Below are 18564 nucleotides of genomic sequence, written 5' to 3'. Positions count from 1 at the left end.
TTGTCGACCGGCAGCCATTGCTCTCAATCCCGGATATGTTCCGTGAGCATGGACACGAATTGCGTCACCTTTTGCGGGCGAAAGCGCGCCGCCGGATAGACCACGTGAATGCCGCCGGAGGGCAGCGCCCAGTCGGGGAGCACGTGGACGAGGCGGCCTTGCGATAGATCGCCGACGACCAGATAGTCCGGCAGAACTGCCAGTCCGCCGCCGGCGAGCGTCGCTTCCAGTACGGCGGGCGTCGAGTTGATGGAGAACGCCTCGCGCAGGGTGATGGTGCGCGGCTCGGAATCGCCTCGGGTGAAGTTCCAGGTGAACGGCTTGCGAAGCACGGCATTGGCAACGAGCGGCAAGGAAGAAAGATCTTCCGGCTTGTCCACCCTGATCCCGGCCGCGAAATCCCGCGACGCGACCAGGATTTGCCGGAAGGTGCCGATGCGTCGCGCCTGCTGGCTGGAGTCATCCAGCCAGCCAACCCGGATGGACAGGTCGATCTTGTTGCCGATCAAGTCAATTATGGCATCGGAAATGACCAGTTCGACGCCGCAGGCCGGAAATCTCTGGCGAAAGCGGGCGGCGATCGGGGCCAGCACGATCGCGCCATAGTCATTGGACGCGGAAACACGCAGCACACCGGCCACCTCGGCGTTGGCCTCGCCAACCTCGGCGACGGCTTCTTCGACATCCCGCAGGATCAGAACGCAGCGTGCATGCAGAAGACGGCCTGCTTCCGTCGGCTCGACCCTTCGCGTCGTGCGCACGAGAAGCGTGGTCCGCAGCTCAGCCTCGAGGCGAGCGACTTGTTGGCTGACGACTGTTTTCGTGATGCCAAGCCGCTCGGCCGCGCGGGTAAAGGAACCTGCGTCGACCACGGTGGCAAAATAGGCGAGGCGATTGAGGTTTATCGATTCCACCACGAAGGCTCATTGTAAGCTTTCAACATACAGTTTGTATTATTACGGCCAATTTATTGATTAATCCAGAGGGCTTACCGTGCCGTCTACCGTCCGCCCTGCGGGCCCGTAGCCGCACCCGATCCCCTTTCATTCAACGGAGATATTCCATGTTCACGAGGAGACAGATCATGAAGACCTCATTGGCCCTCGGCGCAACCGCCGTTTTCGCGCCCATCGACAGCGGCCAGGCCGCCGGCGCCAAGCTTGGCTGGAAACACTTCCCGGCGGGTCCAAACGGTTTCTTCCGTGCGCCGGTGCTGCTGTCGGGGCCGAGCGAAGCCCTGTTGATCGACGGCGGCTTCACCTATCCGGACGGCAAGGCGCTCGCCGATGCCATCAAGGCCACCGGCAAGAAGCTGACCTCCATCTATGTCACTCAGTCCGATCCCGATTACTACTTCGGCCTGAAGCCGGTGAGGGACGCCTTCCCGGAGGCAAAAGTCATCGCTGCCTCCGCCACGCTGGAAGCCATCAAGGGCAATGTGGAGAAGAAGCTCGCCGTCTGGGGTCCGCAACTGAAGGAAAATGGCCCGCAGGCGCTTTCCGACATCGTCCTCCCCGAGGCATTCGACGGCGCAACGCTGACGGTCGATGGCGAGACTGTAGAGATCGTCAATGCGGAAGAAGGATTGGCCAACCGCCGCTATCTGTTCGTGCCGTCGCTCAATGCCGTTTTCGGCGGGGTGATGATCTTCTCGGGCGTTCACGTCTGGACCGCCGACACGCAGACCAGGGAAAGCCGTGCCGCCTGGATCAAGACGCTGGACGCGATTGCCGCCCGCAGGCCCGCTGTCGTGGTGCCCGGCCACATGGCCCCCGATGCCGCGATCGGCCCTTCGGCGGTGGAGTTCACCAAGTCCTATCTCCTCACCTTCGAGGAAGAACTGGACAAGGCGGCAGACAGCGCCGCGTTGAAGGCCGCCATGGAGACCCGCTTCCCCGGCCTCGGTATGGGCGTCGCCCTCGATGTCGGATCCAAGGTCGCCAAGGGCGAGATGAAGTGGGGCTGATATGGCGACGAACCTCGATTTGATCCGTGGAACCTACGAGGGAACTTCCGAGGAGAACGGCCGCAATCTGCTGGCCGTTCTTTCCGCCGACATCGAATGGACCGAGGCGGAAGGATTCCCCTATGCCGGCACCTATGTCGGCATCGAGGCCCTGATGCAGGGGGTCTTCAAGCGGCTCGGCTCGGAGTGGATCGGATACCACGCCGACGTGCACAGCTTCATTGCCGATGGCGACCGGGTGGCGGCCTTCGGCGTGTATTCCGGTACATATAAGGCGACGGGAAAATCCATGACGGCCCCCTTCGCTCATCTCTACGAACTGCGGGACGGCAAGATCATCCGCATGCGGCAGTATGTCGATACGGTGCTCGTTGCGCGCGCACTGGCCTGACACCGAAGCAACCGAGGGAGACATCCGTGCTGCAACTTAAATCCTTCGCGGCGGCCGCTTTCGCCGTCGCGGCGCTCACGGCCGCGGCGCATGCGGGAAACACCAAGCCGGTCAAGCAGGTGCTGCAACAGCATGAATTGACTCAAAAAAACAGGACGCTTGTCCTGAAAGCCTATCAGGCGCTGTTCGGCGACCATGACCTTGCCGCGCTGGACCGCTATTGGGCCGAGGCTTACATTCAGCATAACCCGACGATGACGGATGGCCGAGACTCGGTCAAAAAGCTTCTCGAAAGCATGGGTGTCGCCAATTGGCCAAAACAAAAAGTCGACTTCAAGCGGGTGATCGCCGAAGGCGACCTCGTCATGACCCAGGTCGTTCAACCGAAGGCAGGCAACATGCCGGAGACGGTCATCGTGGACATTTTTCGCGTTGAAAACGGCAAGATCGCCGAGCATTGGGACGTGATGCAGCCGGTGCCCGCCAACCCGGTCAATAAGCGACCGATGTACTGATCCAGGCCTTCTTCCAGCGCCGGCCGCCGCTCAAAACCCGAACGATACCTGCGCCGGGGGCGGCGGGCCGACGCGCACGCCTTCCATGGCCAGCATCTTCTCCTTGGTGACCGAGCCGCCCGGCGCCGAGAAGCCGCCGATCTTGCCGCCGGCGGCAAGGATGCGATGGCAAGGGATGACCAGCGGCACCGGATTGGCGCCAAGAGCGGCCCCGGTTTCGCGGGCGAGCCCGGCATGGCCGGCGGTCTTGGCCAGCTCGCCATAGGTGGTGGTTTCGCCGAAGGAGAGTTTTCGCGCCGCGTCGTAAATGGCGAGGCGGAAATCGTCGACGCCGTCGAGATCGACCGGTACGGCGGAGAAATCGACATCCTCGCCCGCCGCATAGGCCTTGATCGCTGCGATCAGCTCGACCACCCATGGCGGCTGGGCCGTGGAGGCGGAAACACCGCCATGGCGCAGCAGACGCCGTTCCACCGCTTCGCGGCTGCGTTCGGGCAGGCAGAGCCGGATCAGGCCCTTTTCGCTCCAGGCAATGCCCATGAAACCGATCACTGTTTCTAACACTGCGTGGCCGGCCGTGATCGAAGCTGTCGTGACCATGATGCGTTCCTTCCCGCAAAGTGGCGAAATCCGGGATTCGTCCCAGTACATATCCGGAACAATATGGCATCGCCGCCTGCGTCTCGCCACCCGAAAACCACCTGATCGCCCCGATTGCCCGGCCCGAATCGCTGGTGTAAGGGATTTCTTAACAACCCGACAAACCGGACCCGAGCGCGGCTTGCCAGCAAAACTCAACCTTATCGCGATCGGCGTAATCCTGGCCGCCGCCGGCATCAGCGGCTGCACGTCGACCTCGCAGATGAAGTCCGCGCCTGCTCTCACCGAAACAGCGACCGCCGCCGGCGCTGATGCCGGCTTCACCGTGCCTCTGCCGGAGACGGTTTCGGTGCTGCCGGAATCATCGGGGATCGCCCCCGTTCAGACGGCCGAGCTGCCGCCCGATCCCGCCGCACAGCCGGCTGCGGCGACCGCCGCTTTTGCCGGATCGACACCGGCGGCACCAGCCGTGCCTGCGGTTATGACCGCCAATGCCTGGCAGGCGCCGCCGCCGGCAAATGCGAACGAACCGGTCAAGGCGGCCGAGACTTATACGACCGCGGGGCTGATCGTGCCGGCAACCGCCAAGGGCGACCGCATGCCCGGCGTCCAGCAGGTCGCCTATGTCGTGCCGCAGAACCCGGCGGCCCTGGTCCAGTTTCCGGCAGGGCCCGTGCAAGAAGAACACGCGACGGGCGTGCGTGGCGATGTCGAGCGGCTGATCGAGAAATATGCGGCGATCTACCAGGTGCCGGTGGACCTGGTGCGCCATGTCGTCAACCGCGAGAGCACCTTCAACCCGAAAGCCTACAACAACGGCCATTGGGGACTGATGCAGATCAAGCACGCGACGGCACGCGGCATGGGCTATGACGGACCGGCCAAGGGCCTGTTCGACGCCGAAACCAATCTGAAATACGCGGTCAAATATCTGCGCGGCGCCTGGCTGGTGGCCGGCGGCAACGCCAAGAAGGCCGACTGGCTCTATCAGACCGGCTATTATTACGACGCCAAGCGCAAGGGCCTGCTCGAGGCGACCGGCCTTGGCCGCGACCGCCAGCGCCGTCGCCTGCAACCCGACGCCTGAGCGCGATGCCTGAACCGCGCCCGCCGGCCCTGAACGACGTCCGGCTGCGCAAGATCCTCGACGAGACGCTGGTTCCGCCGCACTGGCCCGACGGCTTTGTCATGCGCAGTTTCGAGCCTGGTGACGCGCCCGCCCTGCATGCGCTTTTGACGGAAGTGTTCGATGACGGCGCCGATGGTCCGTTCGACGAGTGGTGGCCGCGTATCGCGGACGATCCCGAATTCGACCCGGCGCTGTGCTTCCTCGTCATCGACGCCAAGGGCCGGCTGGCGGCGGCGGCGCTGTGCTGGACCCGCGCCTTCGTCAAGGATCTTGCCGTTCATCCCGAGGCGCGCGGCAAGGGTGTTGCCGAAGCGCTGATGTGGCACGCCTTCGCCGTTTTTCGCGAACGCGGCGCCGACCATGTCGACCTCAAGACCAACACGGTCGAGAATCCCGCCGCCGTCCGGCTCTATGAGCGGCTGGGTATGATGCCTGTCGCCTGGGAAGGCTAGGGTGTGCTGATATTCAGGTGATGCCGGCCTGCAAATGATGGCTTCCTGCGCTTCCGGTGCTCACGTGCCCAAAAGTACGCTCCGCTCCGGTTCTCGGAAACCACCATTTTCGACTCGGCCTGACCTGAATCTCAACACCCCCTGATGGGTGTCGCCTCACGCAGGAACGGCGCGATTTGGGAACCCAAAGCGCCGCTTCGCATTCAATGGAAGGCGGGGTCCGACAAGCTGCCGGCGCGTGGAGTGTTTCCTGTCGCCGGCTGCGGAGGGACATCCATCACCATGAAGTTTTCTCACGCATTCCTGGCGCTCGGCGTCGCCGCCATGCTGGTTGGTACGCCGGCGCGGGCCGTCGAGCTGTCGATGGTGTCGGGCGATACCGGCGACGGCATCAAGGTGCTGCGCGAGATCCTCGACCGTTACGAGAAAGACAGCGGCAACAAGGTCAGCATCGTCGTCATGCCGACGTCCGGGACCGACCAGTTCGGCCAGTACCGGCTGTGGCTTGCCGCCGGAAACAGCGACATCGACGTCTACCAGACGGACGTGATCTGGGCGCCGCAGCTCGCCAGCCAGCTCGTCGATTTGACCGCAGCGACCAGGGAGATCGTGGCCGAGCATTTCCCGTCGATCATCCGGTCGCAGACCGTCAATGGCAAGCTCGTCGCCTTGCCGATCTTCACCGATGCGCCGGCGCTCTACTACCGCAAGGATCTCCTCGACAAATATGGCGCCAAGGTGCCGGCCACCTGGAAGGAACTGGCGGACACCGCCAGGCTGGTCATGGACAAGGAACGTGCAGCCGGCAATCGGGATATCTGGGGCTTCGTCTTTCAGGGCAACGCCTATGAGGGGCTGACCTGCGACGCGCTCGAATGGGTGATGTCGAATGGCGGCGGCCAGATCATCGAGCCGGACGGCTCCATCTCCATCAGCAATCCAAAAGCGGCGGCGGTGCTCGATATGGTCAAGGGCTGGGTTGGGACCATCGCGCCGCCCGGCGTGCTCGCCTACCAGGAAGAGGAATCGCGCGGCGTCTGGCAGACCGGCAACGCGGTGTTCATGCGCAACTGGCCCTATGCCTATGCGCTCGGCAACGGCGAGGGCTCGCCGATCAAGGGCAAGTTCGACGTGGCGCCGCTGCCGGCCGGCACCGGCGAAGGCGCCCGACCGGTCGCGACGCTGGGTGGCTGGAACCTCGCGGTCTCCAAATATTCGAAGCATCCGGATGCCGCGATCGAGCTGGTCAAGTTCATTGCCTCGCCCGCGATGCAGAAATACCGCGCGCTGAAGACGTCCAATCTGCCGACCATCCAGGCGCTGTATGACGATGCCGACATTGCCATGGAACACCCGATTATTCCGCGCTGGAAGCAGATCTTTCTCAATGCGGTGCCGCGCCCCTCGGCCGCCACCAGGATCAAATACAACGAGGCGTCGAGCCAGTTCTGGAACGCTGTTCACAACACGCTCTCGGGCGACGGCACTGCCGCCGACAATCTGGCCGACCTCGAAGCGACGCTGACCAAGCTGAAGGGCCGAGGCTGGTGACGATACTGGGACAGCCGGCCGGCGGGACCGCAGCGAGCGGAGCGAGATGACAGGGATGAAACCGGAAACAGCCAAGGCCGCGCACGCGCCGTTGAGGGCACAGCGCGTTCGCTCGGCGTGGCTTTTCCTGGCGCCAATGCTTCTGGTGCTCGCCGCGGCGGCCGGCTGGCCGCTTGCCCGCACGGTCTATTTCAGCTTCACCGACGCCTCACTGGCCGATCTCGACGCGCGCCAATGGGTCGGCTTCGCCAATTACTTTTCGGTACTTCACATGCCAAGCGGCCGGACCCTCTATGACGGGTTGCTGGTCGACCCTGTCTGGTGGCGTGCCGTCTGGAACACGGTGCGGTTCACCCTCATTTCGGTGACCTGCGAGACCATCCTCGGCACCATCGTTGCCCTGGTTCTCAACGCCGAATTCCCAGGCCGCGGCATCGTCAGGGCGGCGATCCTGATCCCCTGGGCGATCCCGACGATCGTCTCGGCGAAGATGTGGCAATGGATGCTCAACGACCAGTTCGGCATCATCAATGTGGTGCTGCTCAATCTTGGCCTGATCAGCACCAAGATCGCCTGGACGGCTAACGCCGACACCGCGATGGCGGCGGTCCTCATCGTCGATATCTGGAAGGCGACGCCATTCATGACGCTGCTCATCCTGGCCGCGCTGCAGATGCTGCCGAGGGAGATCATCGAGGTCGCCAGGCTCGACGGCGCCAACCCCTGGCAGATCTTCTGGCGGGTGACCTTGCCGCTGATCCGCCCCGCGCTGTTGGTGGCGGTGATCTTCCGCGCGCTCGATGCGCTGCGTATCTTCGACCTGGTCTATGTGCTGACACCCAACAATGTGCACACCAAGTCGATGTCGGTGTTCGCCCGCGAGAACCTGTTCGAGTTCGACAAGTTCGCCTATGGCTCCGCCGCCTCGACCCTGCTCTTCCTCATTCTCGCTCTGCTTACCATCGTCACCATCCGGATCGGCCGGATCAGCCTGGACGGGGACCGCTGAGATGTGGATCGTGAAGCGCACGGCCTTTTACCTGCTGGTCGCGGTCATCGTCTTCGTCGCGGTGTTCCCGTTCTATTACGCGATCGTCACCAGCCTGAAATCCGGGACCGATCTGTTCCGGGCTGATCTGTGGCCAACGACGATCAGTTTCGCCAATTACCGGAATGTGCTGATCGAGGGCGCCTTCGTGCGCAACCTCGCGAACTCGCTCTTCGTCTCCGGCGCAGTCGTCGCGCTGTCGCTGTTGCTCGGCGTCACATCAGCCTACGCGCTGGCGCGCATTCGATTCCGCGGCCGCTCGGCCCTGCTGTTCATCATCCTGTCGGTGTCGATGTTCCCGCAGGTGGCGCTGCTGGCCGGGCTGTTCGAACTGGTCCGCATCTTCGGCCTCTACAATTCGCTGTTCGCGCTGATCTTCTCCTACATGATCTTCACCTTGCCGTTCACCGTCTGGGTGCTCACCACCTTCGTCCGCGACCTGCCGGTCGAGGTCGAGGAGGCGGCGATCCTCGACGGCGCCACGCCGTGGATCATCGTCACCCGGGTCTTCCTGCCGCTGATGTGGCCGGCGCTGGCGACCACCGGCCTGCTGGCCTTCATCGGTGCGTGGAACGAGTTCCTGTTTGCCCTGACCTTCACCTCCAACAACGCACAGCGGACCGTGCCGGTCGCGATCGCGCTGCTCTCCGGCAACTCGCAGTTCGAGATCCCCTGGGGCAACATCATGGCGGCCTCGGTGATCGTCACGGTGCCGCTGGTGGTGCTGGTGCTGATCTTCCAGCGCAAGATCGTCTCCGGCCTGACCGCCGGCGGGGTCAAGGGGTGAGGAGCGGTCAGCGTAGTGCGGACCGTTGTCAGATGTCCGGCGCGTTGCCGATCTTCTGCTTGAGATCAAGCGCCCAGGTGCGGCCTTCATCGCCGCCCCACAGCAGCCAGGCGATGTAGCCGGCCGAAGGGTTCTGCTCATTGCCGTAGTTCCTGCCGCGCTTGTCGACCTCGTGGCGGGCGAAATAGCTGACCATGCGGCGAATGGTGGAGGGCGCGAGCTTTTCCCGGTTCTTCAGTTCGGTGGCGCGGGCGACGCCGATCTCGGTGCCGCCGCGGCCGAATTCTCCGCGCAGTCTGAGGCCCTTGGCGGCATTGTCGGCCACCACTTGCGGGCAGCGCAGATCGGTCTCGTCGTCGTGCATTTCGTCCCCCGGATCACGCTGCCCGAACAGGGATTACGACATATCACCATGCGCAATAAATGTCGGAGCCGATCACCGCCAAACGTCCTTGGGTCGCAGAGCAACCGCGCCGGGACGCCGGCGCCGCGACTTGAAGGAGCCGATCATGATCACCTTTCCCAACGAATCCGCGAAATACCGCACCGCGCGCGAAAAATTGCTGAAGAAGGAAATCGAGCTGCGCCGCGCCATGGAAGAGGTCGCCGAGGCCCGGCGCGCGCTGCCGCCGGGCGGGCCGATCCGCCAGGACTATGAATTCGACGCACTGGATGCCCAGGGCAAGCCCGCGAAGACAAGGCTGTCGGAGCTGTTCGCGCCCGGCAAGGACAGCCTGATCCTCTACAACATGATGTTCCCGCGCCACCCGCAGGAGAAGCGCGATGTGGCGACCAGCGGCGGCACGGCGAAGCTCGCCCGACCGGACCAGCCATGTCCGTCCTGCACGGCATTGCTCGATCAGTTCGACGGCGCGGTCGGGCATCTCCAGGCGGCCGGCTTCAATTTCGCGGTGGTGGGCAAGACCGCGCTCGAAAACCTGGTCACGCTCGGTCGAGATCGGGGCTGGCGCAACATGCGGCTGGTGTCTTCGGCGGCCAACAGCTTCAAGCGCGACTACAATGCGGAGGCGGCCGACGGCTCACAGATCCCGCTGCTGTCGGTGTTTCACCGCGACCCCGACGGCATACGCCATTTCTGGAGTTCGGAACTGGATTTCGCACCGACGGAGCCCGGTCAGGATCCGCGTGGCCTCGGCACCTGCGAAACGCTTTGGAACCTGATGGATTTCACGCCTGAAGGCCGCCCGAACTGGAACGAGCAGCTGCAATATGGCGAGGCTTGCTGCCACTGAAAGGTAGCTCTGGTCAGCCGCCGCGGTTCGGGTAATCGAGGCGACACGCGCAGGCTTCTTCCTCATGACCTGCAACCGGAGTGCCCAAGCGACGTTGGATTGTCCGAGGGACAATTCCAACCGGAGACATGCCATGAAGACGCTTACCATTCTGACCGCAGCAGCATTGCTTGCCGGCGCGCCGGCCTTTGCCCAGTCGAACACGACCGCCACGACCACGCCGCTCGCCGCCACGACGAAGGTCGACACTTCGACCTTCATCAAGACGGTGCCGAGCGCCAATGAGTTCGAGATCGAGTCCAGCAAGCTCGCCGAGCAACAGGCAACCGACGCCGACGTCAAGGCGTTCGCCAAACAGATGATCGCCGATCACACCAAGGCCGGCGAGGAATTCAAGGCGGCGCTTGCCCAGGGCCAGACAACCTCGGCCACCGCACCGTCCGGTCCGGCCCTGCAGCCCAAGGAGCAAAAGATGCTCGATGAGCTGAAGAGTGCCAGCGGCGATCAATTCCAGGCCAAATACATCGAGATGCAGACCAACGCTCACAAGGAAGCCGTCGCGCTGTTCAGCGGCTATGCGAAATCCGGCGACGACCCGGCAATGAAGGAATTCGCCAAGAAAACCCTGCCGACGCTGCAGATGCACGAAAAACACGTGAAGGAACTGGCCGCCGCGCATCAGGGGTGAGGGCGGTTCACTATGGCGCCCCCCTCTGTCCTGCCCGGCAGGACAGAGGGGGGCGCCGTAGAGCGCTACGATGGAAGCCAGCCCGCTTGGCCAACCAACACCACAATATGGCCCTGTGCCTTAAGCACGGCACGCCCTATACCGATCAAAGCTGAGCGATGCTCAGGGCGATCTGATCTGCTCGACCGCGGTCACCAGCAGGGTTTCCATGGCGCTGCGTATCTGGGCATCCGACAGAGAAATGCCTGCCGCGTCGAAGTCGGCGCGGACCTTGCGGAACACATCGTTGTCGCCTGCCTCTTCGAAATCCGCGTGCACTACTTCCTTGGCATAGGCGTCGGCGTCCGCACCGGATTTGCCGAGCTGTTCGGCGGCCCACAGGCCGAGCAGCTTGTTGCGGCGCGCCATGGCCCTGAACTTCGTTTCCTCGTCCATCGCAAACTTCTTTTCGAAGCCTTCCTGACGGTCTCTCATGCTGCTCATGGTTCGCCTCGTTTCCGACGGGAGTCCGATCTTCAGCCCAGGGGAAGAACGGCCAGGAAAGAGAGAGTGGCGCGCATGGGTGTCATTAACAAGGCGTCATGCCGGCGATTGGGCGGGCGCTTGGCGGTCCGGTCTTTCGCTCGATATGATTTGACGTTGCCGCGCCGTGTCCTACTCTCAAGTGCCTGCGGGATGAACCGAGGAGACGAGCGATGCAGTTCAACGCAATTCGCAGCGTCGCGCTGACAGCGGCCGTGATGCTTGCCGCCGGCACCGCGGCCTATGCCCATCACGGCTGGTCGTGGACACAGGATGGGCTTTTCGAACTCAAGGGCAAGATCACGGCCATCTATATCGGCAATCCGCACGCCACGCTGGATGTCGACGCGGAGGGTGAGGCCTGGCGGGTGGAGATGGCGCCGCCATCACGCACGATCGCCGCCGGCTTCACGGAGGAGGTGGCCAAGGTCGGCGACGAGGTGACCGCGATCGGCAACCGCTCGGTGGAGGCGAGCGAAAAGCGCATGAAAGCTGTCCGCGTCATCGTCGGCGGGAAAACCTATGATGTCTATCCCGACCGAGTGCCGCCGGCGTAAATGGCCGAGTTCCTCGCCGGCATCGAGCAACTCGCCTTGGTGCGGTGGCTGAAGGCCTCCTTCATTGCCTATCCCATAGTCAATGCGCTCCACATCATGTCGATCGGTGCGCTGCTGACCAGCGTCGTTCTCATGGACCTCAGGATCTGCGGCGCCTTCCGTTCGCTGCCGCAAGCCGCATTCGTCGCGCTGCTGCGCCGCATTGCATTAAGTGCGTTCGCGGGTGCGCTTGTCACCGGCTCGCTGCTGTTTTCGGTCAAGGCGGGCACCTATGCGGCGATGCCGGTTTTCCTCGCCAAGATGGCACTCATCCTTCTCGCCGGTGTCAATTTCCTCGCCTTCCTGCGCTTTCGCCGCGCGAGAGGCGGTGACGAGCCGGCAGGCAGCGCCATCCTGGCTGTGCTCTCGATACTGCTGTGGACTTCGGTGCTTTTCGCCGGACGGTTCATCGGATTTCTCTAGCGCCGCACTGGCCTTCTCCCCCTGTGGGAGAAGGTGGCCTCGCGAAGCGAGGTCGGATGAGGGGTGTTCCAGGGAACGCCGCCGCCTCATTCCGCTGGAACACCCCTCATCCGTCTCGGCGCTATCGCGCCGATCCACCTTCTCCCACAAGGGGAGAAGGGAAGAACGGCGCTGGCGTTCCGCCAGTGCGGGGATAAGCTCCTTGCAAACAAGGGAGATTTGCCATGAAGAAAGAAATCATCGAAGTCCCCGTCATGTCGGACAAGGTGCGGGCGCTCGGCCTTCCCTGCTCGACAGCGGTCAAGGCCAACGGCTTCGTGTTCATCTCGGCGACGCCGCCGGTGGATATGGTGACCGGCGAGATGGTGCGCGGCGACATCGAGGTGCAGACCGAGGCGTCGCTGAAGGCGCTGAAACATTGCCTGGAAGCGGCCGGCACCTCGCTCGACAATGTGGTGATGGTGCGCATCTACGCCGTCAATTCCGGCTTCTACAACGCCATCAACCGTGTTTATGCCAGGTATTTTTCGACCAACCCGCCGGCGCGCAGTTTTGTGCCGGTGGCGTCGTGGCCAATGGAGTTTGATATCGAGATTGAGTGTGTGGCTGTGGCTTGATCTTCCTTGTCCCCTTGTGGGAGGTGGCCGAGCGAAGCTCGGTCAGATGAGAGGGCCAGAGAGCACCAACGTCTCACTCCGCTGGAACACCCTCAACCGTCTCGGCCCTGGCGCATCTACGCCGCCAATGCCGGCTTCTACAACGCCATCAACCGGGTCTATGCCTATTTCCAGCGTCAACCCGCCGACGCGGAGTTTCGTGCCGGTGGCGTCGTGGCCGATGGAGTTTGATATTGAGTTGAGTGTGTGGCGGTGGGCTGACGCCTCGTTTGGACTGCAGAATAGCAGAACAGGGACTCTCGAACGGCATGGAACAAAGAAATAGGCCTTTGTATATGGCGGGGCGAGTTGTTCGACGGCTAAAATGTGTAGTAGCTTGATTTTGGCGATGGCAGGGGAAACAGCCGTGAATCTCATCCAAGAAATTGAAATTGCCTATTTTCGAAGCTTTTATAAAGTGACTTTATATAAGTGTAACCATTTAAATATAATATTTGGTAAAAATGACGTGGGAAAATCAAACATAGTCAGAGCTCTAAATTTATTTTTTAACAATAAAACTGACCATATAAATGAATACAACTTTGGTATTGATTTTTCCGATCGACGCCTCGTTGAATCGCAGAATTCTGACGACGTTAGGAAATTTATATATGTTAAAATAACGTTTGCAACACCGAAGAATTATCAAAGGTCTCTCGGTGAAAGTTTTTATGTAAAAAGGCAATGGACTGTTTCGCGTGGCGGCGATTATCATGAAGAGGTATCATCTCACATCCGTGAGAATCAGAGGCATATTGTTACGAGATTCATAAATCTCTTTAGATTTATCTATATACCGGCCATAAAGGACCCGTCGATATTTAGAAGCTTGCTCTTCAATATTTACGAAACTCTGTCTGATTCCGACGAATTCGTATCTACAGTTGGGGATTTTGCCGGCAGGGTGCAGGGTCTAACTAGCAGTCTTTTTGAGGGACTTCCCAAGGAGATAGCTCACGAGACCAAAATTTCCTCCCCAAGCAGAATGGATGAGCTCTTTCAAACTTTGGATTTCGAAACGATTAGTAATGCAGGCGGGATTTCAAAATCTCTCACCACGCAGAGAGGTGATGGCATAAAAGCTCGCCACATACCTGAGCTGCTCAACTTCATTTCAAAGAGAGATCGTTTTCAGTTCCATATCTGGGGTTTTGAGGAACCCGAGAACTCCCTGGATTTTGTTGCTGCGGAGGCGGAGGCTGTTCGCCTTTTGAAAATTGCCGAAGGCGACGGGGTTCAAATATTTACAACGACACATAGCCCTTCCTTTTATAATTTAACCTCCGAAAATATATCTCGATTTTATGTAACAAGAGACACGCAGGACGGTGTTGCAAAAATTGTCCAAGGTAAGAACCTTGATCGGTTTGATGCGGCAGCTGCGGTTGGAGAGGGCTTTTATCTGCCAGCAGTGGCCAAGGCGCTTGAGTCATATTCGGCGCAGCAATTGGAGATGATAAGATTTAAGGAGGAAATCGACGATGTCCGTAAGGAAATGTTCGAAATAAAATCTCCTATATTGCTTACAGAAGGGAAAACAGATGAGATCATGCTCGTTGAAGCTTGGAAGAGAATCCGAAATACGAAGCAGACGTTTCGTATAAAGAGTTGCGACACTGGTGACGGAAGTGGCGGTGGTGCTGCTGGGGCATCCAAGTTATCTCTTTGCCTGAGGGCTGTTGCAGCTGATAATCCGCATGTAGTAATTGGGTTATTCGACCGAGATGAGGCTGGCGCTAAAGAGTGGAAGTTGGATAATAACTTTGTCGCAAATGACCTTTTCTCGGATGTAAAGTCTTCCAAGAACGGTCGCTCATTTGGTCTTCTCCTCCCTGTTCCCGAGTTTAGAAAGGCATGTGCCGAAAATGAGAATCTTCCAATTGAATTCTTGTTTTCCGATGAATACTTAGCAACGGTTGTCGATGGTCGGCGGCTGGTGTTGACACCGCTGACCGCGTCCAGAAAGTTAGGGAGTGGGACTGTGAGAGTCCCGCTAGAGGGAGGGACTGAGGTTCAAGCAATTGATGAAAACTCAAAAATGGTGTTTGCCAAGACTGTCGTGCCGAAGTTGCCGGACGAGGCATTTTCAGCGTTTGATCTAATTTTCAAATCCGTAGAGGCAATCATTTCAGCGACCGACAAATCGTTGCCGGTTCAAAGTTCGCAGGCTGCAGTACGTCGTGAAAGCATGAGGGATATGGCAAGACAACGCAGGAGCTAGGTATACGCTTTCCTGCTTTTGCGTCGACGTCTACATCTTGTCTCTTTCCAACGAGGAGAAGATAACGCTAAGCAAAATACTCCTGCAGCGGCCTCACTTCGAGACTCCCCGCCTTCAGCGCCGCAATCGCCTCCGCCACCGCCGCCGCACCTGACAGCGTCGTGTAATACGGCACCTTCTGCATCAGCGTGGCACGGCGGAGCGACTTGGAGTCCGATACCGCCTTCTGGCCATCCGTGGTGTTGAAGACGATCTGCACCTGGCGGTTGCGGATGGCGTCTTCGATGTGGGGGCGGCCTTCCAGCACCTTGTTGATTTTTTGGGCGTCGACGCCGTTTTCGGCGAGGAAGCGGGCGGTGCCTGAGGTGGCCAGCACCTTGAAGCCGAGGCCGGCGAGGCGCTTGACCGCCGGCAGGATGCCTTTCTTGTCCTCGTCGCGCACCGAGACGAACAGCGTGCCGGAGCGCGGCAGGTCGACGCCGGCGCCGAGCTGGCTCTTGGCGAAGGCGAGCGCGAAGTCGCGGTCGAGGCCCATGACTTCGCCGGTCGAGCGCATTTCCGGGCCGAGCAATATGTCGACGCCGGGGAAGCGGGCGAAGGGGAACACGGCTTCCTTGACCGCGATGTGGCCGGGGTTCCTGGGGTCCGGCATGGCGCCGTAATGGGCGAAGGCGTCTTCCAATTTTTCGCCGGCCATGATGCGGGCGGCGATTTTCGCGATCGGCCGGCCTATGGTCTTGGCGACGAAGGGCACGGTGCGCGATGCGCGCGGGTTGACCTCCAGCACGTAGACCGTGCCGTCCTTGATCGCATACTGCACGTTCATCAGCCCGCCGACATTGAGCGCGCGCGCAAGGGCCGCCGTCTGGCGCTCCAGCTCGTCGACCAGCTCGGAAGGCAGCGAGTGCACCGGCAGCGAGCAGGCACTGTCGCCCGAATGGATGCCGGCTTCCTCGATGTGTTCCAGAATGCCGGAGACGAAGGTCGCCTTGCCGTCGCAGAGGCAGTCGACATCGACCTCGATGGCACCACTGAGATAGGTGTCGAACAGCAGCGGGTTCTTGCCCAGCAGCGTGTTGATCTGACCGGTCTTGTCGTTGGGGTATTTCTGCTTGATGTCCTCCGGCACCAGGCCGGGCACGGTGTCGAGCAGGTAGGTCTGCAGCATGCCCTCGTCATGGATGATCTGCATGGCGCGGCCGCCCAGCACATAGGACGGGCGCACCACCAGCGGGAAGCCAAGCTCGCCGGCAACGAGGCGGGCCTGCTCGACCGAATAGGCGATGCCGTTCTTCGGCTGGCTCAGGTTGAGCTTGTGCAGCAGCTTCTGGAAGCGGTCGCGGTCTTCGGCGAGATCGATCATGTCGGGCGAGGTGCCGAGGATCGGGATGCCGGCCTTCTCCAGCGCGTCCGCCAGCTTCAGCGGCGTCTGGCCGCCGAACTGGACGATGACGCCGACCAGTTCGCCCGAGGCCTGTTCGGCGCGCAGAATCTCCAGCACGTCTTCCGCCGTCAGCGGCTCGAAATAGAGCCGGTCCGAGGTGTCGTAGTCGGTCGAGACCGTCTCCGGGTTGCAGTTGATCATGATCGCTTCATAGCCGGCATCGCGCAGCGCGAAGGCCGCGTGGCAGCAGCAATAGTCGAACTCGATGCCCTGGCCGATACGGTTGGGGCCGCCGCCGAGGATGACGACCTTCTTGCGCGACGAGACCTGCGCCTCGTTGGCCAGCGCGCCGGCGAACGGCACTTCATAGGTCGAGTACATGTAGGCGGTGGGCGAGGCGAACTCGGCCGCACAAGTGTCGATGCGTTTATAAACAGGATGAACGTCGAGCTTTTCGCGAGCTTTCTGAATCACTTCGGCGTCGGTCTTCGTCAGCGACGCGAGGCGGGCATCGGAGAAACCCATGGCCTTCAGCATGCGCAGGTTGACGGCATCCTCGGGAATGCCGTGCTCGCGGATGCGGGCTTCCATGGCGACGATGCCGGCGATCTGTTCGAGGAACCACGGGTCGATCTTGCACATGGCGTGCACGTCTTCCAACGAGGTGCCCATGCGGATCGCCTGCGCCACCATGCGCAGCCGGTCGGGCGTCGGCGTGCCGAGCGCTGCACGAATGGCGTTGCGGTCGTCGGCATGGTTGGCGGAACCGAGGCCCCCATGGCTGAGACCGGGGATTTCGATCTCGTCCAGACCGGTGAGGCCGGTTTCAAGTCCACGCAGGGCCTTCTGCAGCGATTCCTGGAAGGTGCGGCCGATGGCCATGACTTCGCCCACCGACTTCATGGCGGTGGTCAGCACCGGCTCGGCGCCGGGGAATTTCTCGAAGGCGAAACGCGGGATCTTCGTGACGACGTAATCGATGCTCGGTTCGAACGAGGCTGGCGTCGCGCCGCCGGTGATGTCGTTCTCCAGCTCGTCCAGCGTGTAGCCGACGGCGAGCTTTGCGGCGATCTTGGCGATCGGGAAACCGGTCGCCTTGGAGGCCAGGGCCGACGAACGCGAGACGCGCGGGTTCATCTCGATGACGACGAGGCGGCCATCGGCCGGGTTGACGGCGAACTGCACGTTGGAGCCGCCGGTCTCGACGCCGATCTCGCGCAGCACCGCGATCGAGGCGTTGCGCATCATCTGGTATTCTTTGTCGGTCAGCGTCAGGGCAGGGGCGACGGTGATCGAGTCGCCCGTATGCACGCCCATCGGGTCGATGTTCTCGATCGAGCAGACGATGATGCAATTGTCCGCTCTGTCGCGGACGACCTCCATCTCATACTCCTTCCAGCCGAGCACGCTCTCCTCGATCAGCACTTCGGTGGTCGGCGAGGCGTCGAGGCCGGACTGGACGATCTCGTAGAATTCGGCGCGGTTGTAGGCGATGCCGCCGCCGGTGCCGCCCATGGTGAAGGACGGGCGGATGATGGCCGGCAGGCCGACATGGTCGAGCGCCTGGGCGGCGATCGCCATGCCATGGCTGATATAGCGCTGCTTGCGGTCGCCTTCGCCGAGGTTCCAGCGGGTTTCCAGCGCATCGAGCGCGGCGTCGAGATCGGCCGGCTTCTCGGCCTTGAGCGCCGCGCGCTCGGCCTCATGCGTCTTGCGGTCGGTGTTCTTGACGTCGGTGGCGTTGGCCAGCATCGACTTCGGCGTTTCCAGGCCGATCTTCTTCATCGCCTCGCGAAACAGCGCGCGGTCCTCGGCCTTGTCGATGGCGGTAGCATCGGCGCCGATCATCTCGACATTGTAGCGCTCGAGCACGCCCATGCGGCGCAGCGACAGAGCGGTGTTGAGCGCGGTCTGGCCGCCCATGGTCGGCAGCAGCGCGTCGGGCCGCTCCTTGGCGATGATCTTGGCCACCACTTCGGGCGTGATCGGCTCGATATAGGTGGCGTCGGCCAGTTCCGGGTCGGTCATGATGGTGGCCGGGTTGGAATTGACCAGGATGACGCGGAAGCCTTCCTCCTTCAGCGCCTTGCAGGCCTGCGTGCCGGAATAGTCGAACTCGCAGGCCTGGCCGATGACGATGGGGCCGGCCCCGATGATCAGGATCGACTTGATGTCAGTGCGTCTTGGCATGTCAAAGGTCCGTTCGGCGGGCGGCTTGCACAAAAAACCGGGACGGGAAGACCCGGCCGGTTGTGCTCGCGATTCTGGTATCAGGCTAGGAGGGCCTTATAGGGAAGAGTTTTGACTGATGTAACCCCGAAAATGCGAGGTAGGGGAATAGGGGAATAGGGGAATAGGGGAATAGGGGAATAGGGGAAT

At 61.4% G+C, this 18564-nt stretch carries 19 protein-coding genes and 1 pseudogene; 15 read left to right on the top strand and 5 right to left on the bottom strand.

Annotated elements, in window-relative coordinates:
- Positions 1 to 23: 23 nt before the first annotated feature.
- Positions 24 to 914, bottom strand: coding sequence for a LysR family transcriptional regulator (locus LB519_RS29385; protein ID WP_224621793.1), 891 nt, complete (start codon positions 912 to 914; stop codon positions 24 to 26).
- 149 nt (positions 915 to 1063) lie between these two features.
- On the opposite strand from LB519_RS29385, the gene LB519_RS29380 reads away from it, so the two are divergent.
- The 3 genes from LB519_RS29380 to LB519_RS29370 are packed head-to-tail and all read left to right on the top strand — an operon-like array spanning position 1064 to position 2872.
- A complete protein-coding gene (locus LB519_RS29380) occupies positions 1064 to 1966 on the top strand; it encodes an MBL fold metallo-hydrolase (protein WP_224621791.1) in 903 nt (300 codons plus the stop codon).
- Position 1967: 1 nt separating this feature from the next.
- On the top strand, positions 1968 to 2357 hold the full coding sequence (locus tag LB519_RS29375; RefSeq protein WP_013530093.1) for a nuclear transport factor 2 family protein: 390 nt from the start codon (positions 1968 to 1970) through the stop codon (positions 2355 to 2357).
- 26 nt (positions 2358 to 2383) lie between these two features.
- A complete protein-coding gene (locus LB519_RS29370) occupies positions 2384 to 2872 on the top strand; it encodes a nuclear transport factor 2 family protein (RefSeq protein ID WP_013530094.1) in 489 nt (162 codons plus the stop codon).
- Between the two features lie 30 nt (positions 2873 to 2902).
- Here LB519_RS29370 and LB519_RS29365 read toward each other — a convergent pair whose 3' ends face one another.
- A complete protein-coding gene (locus LB519_RS29365; RefSeq protein ID WP_013530095.1) occupies positions 2903 to 3472 on the bottom strand; it encodes a methylated-DNA--[protein]-cysteine S-methyltransferase in 570 nt (189 codons plus the stop codon).
- Positions 3473 to 3653: 181 nt separating this feature from the next.
- On the opposite strand from LB519_RS29365, the gene LB519_RS29360 reads away from it, so the two are divergent.
- From LB519_RS29360 to LB519_RS29340, 5 genes are all read left to right on the top strand, one after another.
- Positions 3654 to 4559: a lytic transglycosylase domain-containing protein gene (locus LB519_RS29360; RefSeq protein WP_013530096.1), complete on the top strand. Its 906-nt coding sequence runs from the start codon at positions 3654 to 3656 to the stop codon at positions 4557 to 4559.
- A gap of 5 nt (positions 4560 to 4564) precedes the next feature.
- Positions 4565 to 5053: a GNAT family N-acetyltransferase gene (locus LB519_RS29355; protein ID WP_224621789.1), complete on the top strand. Its 489-nt coding sequence runs from the start codon at positions 4565 to 4567 to the stop codon at positions 5051 to 5053.
- A gap of 282 nt (positions 5054 to 5335) precedes the next feature.
- Positions 5336 to 6604: an ABC transporter substrate-binding protein gene (locus LB519_RS29350; protein WP_224621788.1), complete on the top strand. Its 1269-nt coding sequence runs from the start codon at positions 5336 to 5338 to the stop codon at positions 6602 to 6604.
- A gap of 55 nt (positions 6605 to 6659) precedes the next feature.
- Positions 6660 to 7613: an ABC transporter permease subunit gene (locus LB519_RS29345; protein WP_032899369.1), complete on the top strand. Its 954-nt coding sequence runs from the start codon at positions 6660 to 6662 to the stop codon at positions 7611 to 7613.
- Position 7614: 1 nt separating this feature from the next.
- Complete coding sequence (locus tag LB519_RS29340) at positions 7615 to 8439, top strand: carbohydrate ABC transporter permease (protein ID WP_027162096.1); 825 nt, start codon at positions 7615 to 7617, stop codon at positions 8437 to 8439.
- 28 nt (positions 8440 to 8467) lie between these two features.
- Here the strand turns inward: LB519_RS29340 and LB519_RS29335 are convergent, their stop codons facing one another.
- Positions 8468 to 8803, bottom strand: coding sequence for a hypothetical protein (locus LB519_RS29335; RefSeq protein WP_024504134.1), 336 nt, complete (start codon positions 8801 to 8803; stop codon positions 8468 to 8470).
- A 145-nt stretch (positions 8804 to 8948) separates the two neighbouring features.
- On the opposite strand from LB519_RS29335, the gene LB519_RS29330 reads away from it, so the two are divergent.
- Together LB519_RS29330 and LB519_RS29325 are read left to right on the top strand one after the other, a co-directional pair.
- Positions 8949 to 9692 (top strand): DUF899 family protein, encoded by a 744-nt coding sequence (locus LB519_RS29330; RefSeq protein WP_224621787.1) that lies wholly within the window; start codon positions 8949 to 8951, stop codon positions 9690 to 9692.
- Between the two features lie 133 nt (positions 9693 to 9825).
- Positions 9826 to 10380 carry a DUF4142 domain-containing protein gene (locus LB519_RS29325; protein WP_013530103.1) on the top strand — a complete coding sequence of 185 codons (555 nt, stop codon included), beginning with the start codon at positions 9826 to 9828 and terminating at the stop codon, positions 10378 to 10380.
- A gap of 162 nt (positions 10381 to 10542) precedes the next feature.
- Here the strand turns inward: LB519_RS29325 and LB519_RS29320 are convergent, their stop codons facing one another.
- Complete coding sequence (locus LB519_RS29320) at positions 10543 to 10863, bottom strand: DUF1476 domain-containing protein (RefSeq protein ID WP_224621785.1); 321 nt, start codon at positions 10861 to 10863, stop codon at positions 10543 to 10545.
- A 212-nt stretch (positions 10864 to 11075) separates the two neighbouring features.
- Here LB519_RS29320 and LB519_RS29315 point away from each other — a divergent pair, with 212 nt between their 5' ends.
- From LB519_RS29315 to LB519_RS29300, 5 genes and pseudogenes are all read left to right on the top strand, one after another.
- Positions 11076 to 11459 (top strand): DUF6152 family protein, encoded by a 384-nt coding sequence (locus LB519_RS29315; protein WP_224621784.1) that lies wholly within the window; start codon positions 11076 to 11078, stop codon positions 11457 to 11459.
- A complete protein-coding gene (locus LB519_RS29310) occupies positions 11460 to 11921 on the top strand; it encodes a DUF6644 family protein (protein ID WP_224621783.1) in 462 nt (153 codons plus the stop codon).
- Between the two features lie 224 nt (positions 11922 to 12145).
- Positions 12146 to 12538, top strand: coding sequence for a Rid family hydrolase (locus LB519_RS29305; RefSeq protein ID WP_013530107.1), 393 nt, complete (start codon positions 12146 to 12148; stop codon positions 12536 to 12538).
- Between the two features lie 111 nt (positions 12539 to 12649).
- Positions 12650 to 12799: pseudogene (locus tag LB519_RS31455) on the top strand (RidA family protein); the annotation flags it as partial.
- A gap of 145 nt (positions 12800 to 12944) precedes the next feature.
- A complete protein-coding gene (locus LB519_RS29300; protein WP_224621782.1) occupies positions 12945 to 14801 on the top strand; it encodes an ATP-dependent nuclease in 1857 nt (618 codons plus the stop codon).
- A gap of 67 nt (positions 14802 to 14868) precedes the next feature.
- On the opposite strand, the gene carB is transcribed toward LB519_RS29300, so the two are convergent.
- Positions 14869 to 18375 (bottom strand): carbamoyl-phosphate synthase large subunit, encoded by a 3507-nt coding sequence (gene carB / locus LB519_RS29295; protein WP_027162088.1) that lies wholly within the window; start codon positions 18373 to 18375, stop codon positions 14869 to 14871.
- Positions 18376 to 18564: the final 189 nt, after the last annotated feature.

This window comes from Mesorhizobium sp. AD1-1 (assembly GCF_020164655.1).
In the GTDB taxonomy this organism is placed as follows: domain Bacteria; phylum Pseudomonadota; class Alphaproteobacteria; order Rhizobiales; family Rhizobiaceae; genus Mesorhizobium; species Mesorhizobium ciceri.
The sequence above is the reverse complement of the archived record's forward strand: the minus strand, read 5'-3'. Positions and strand labels throughout refer to the sequence as shown.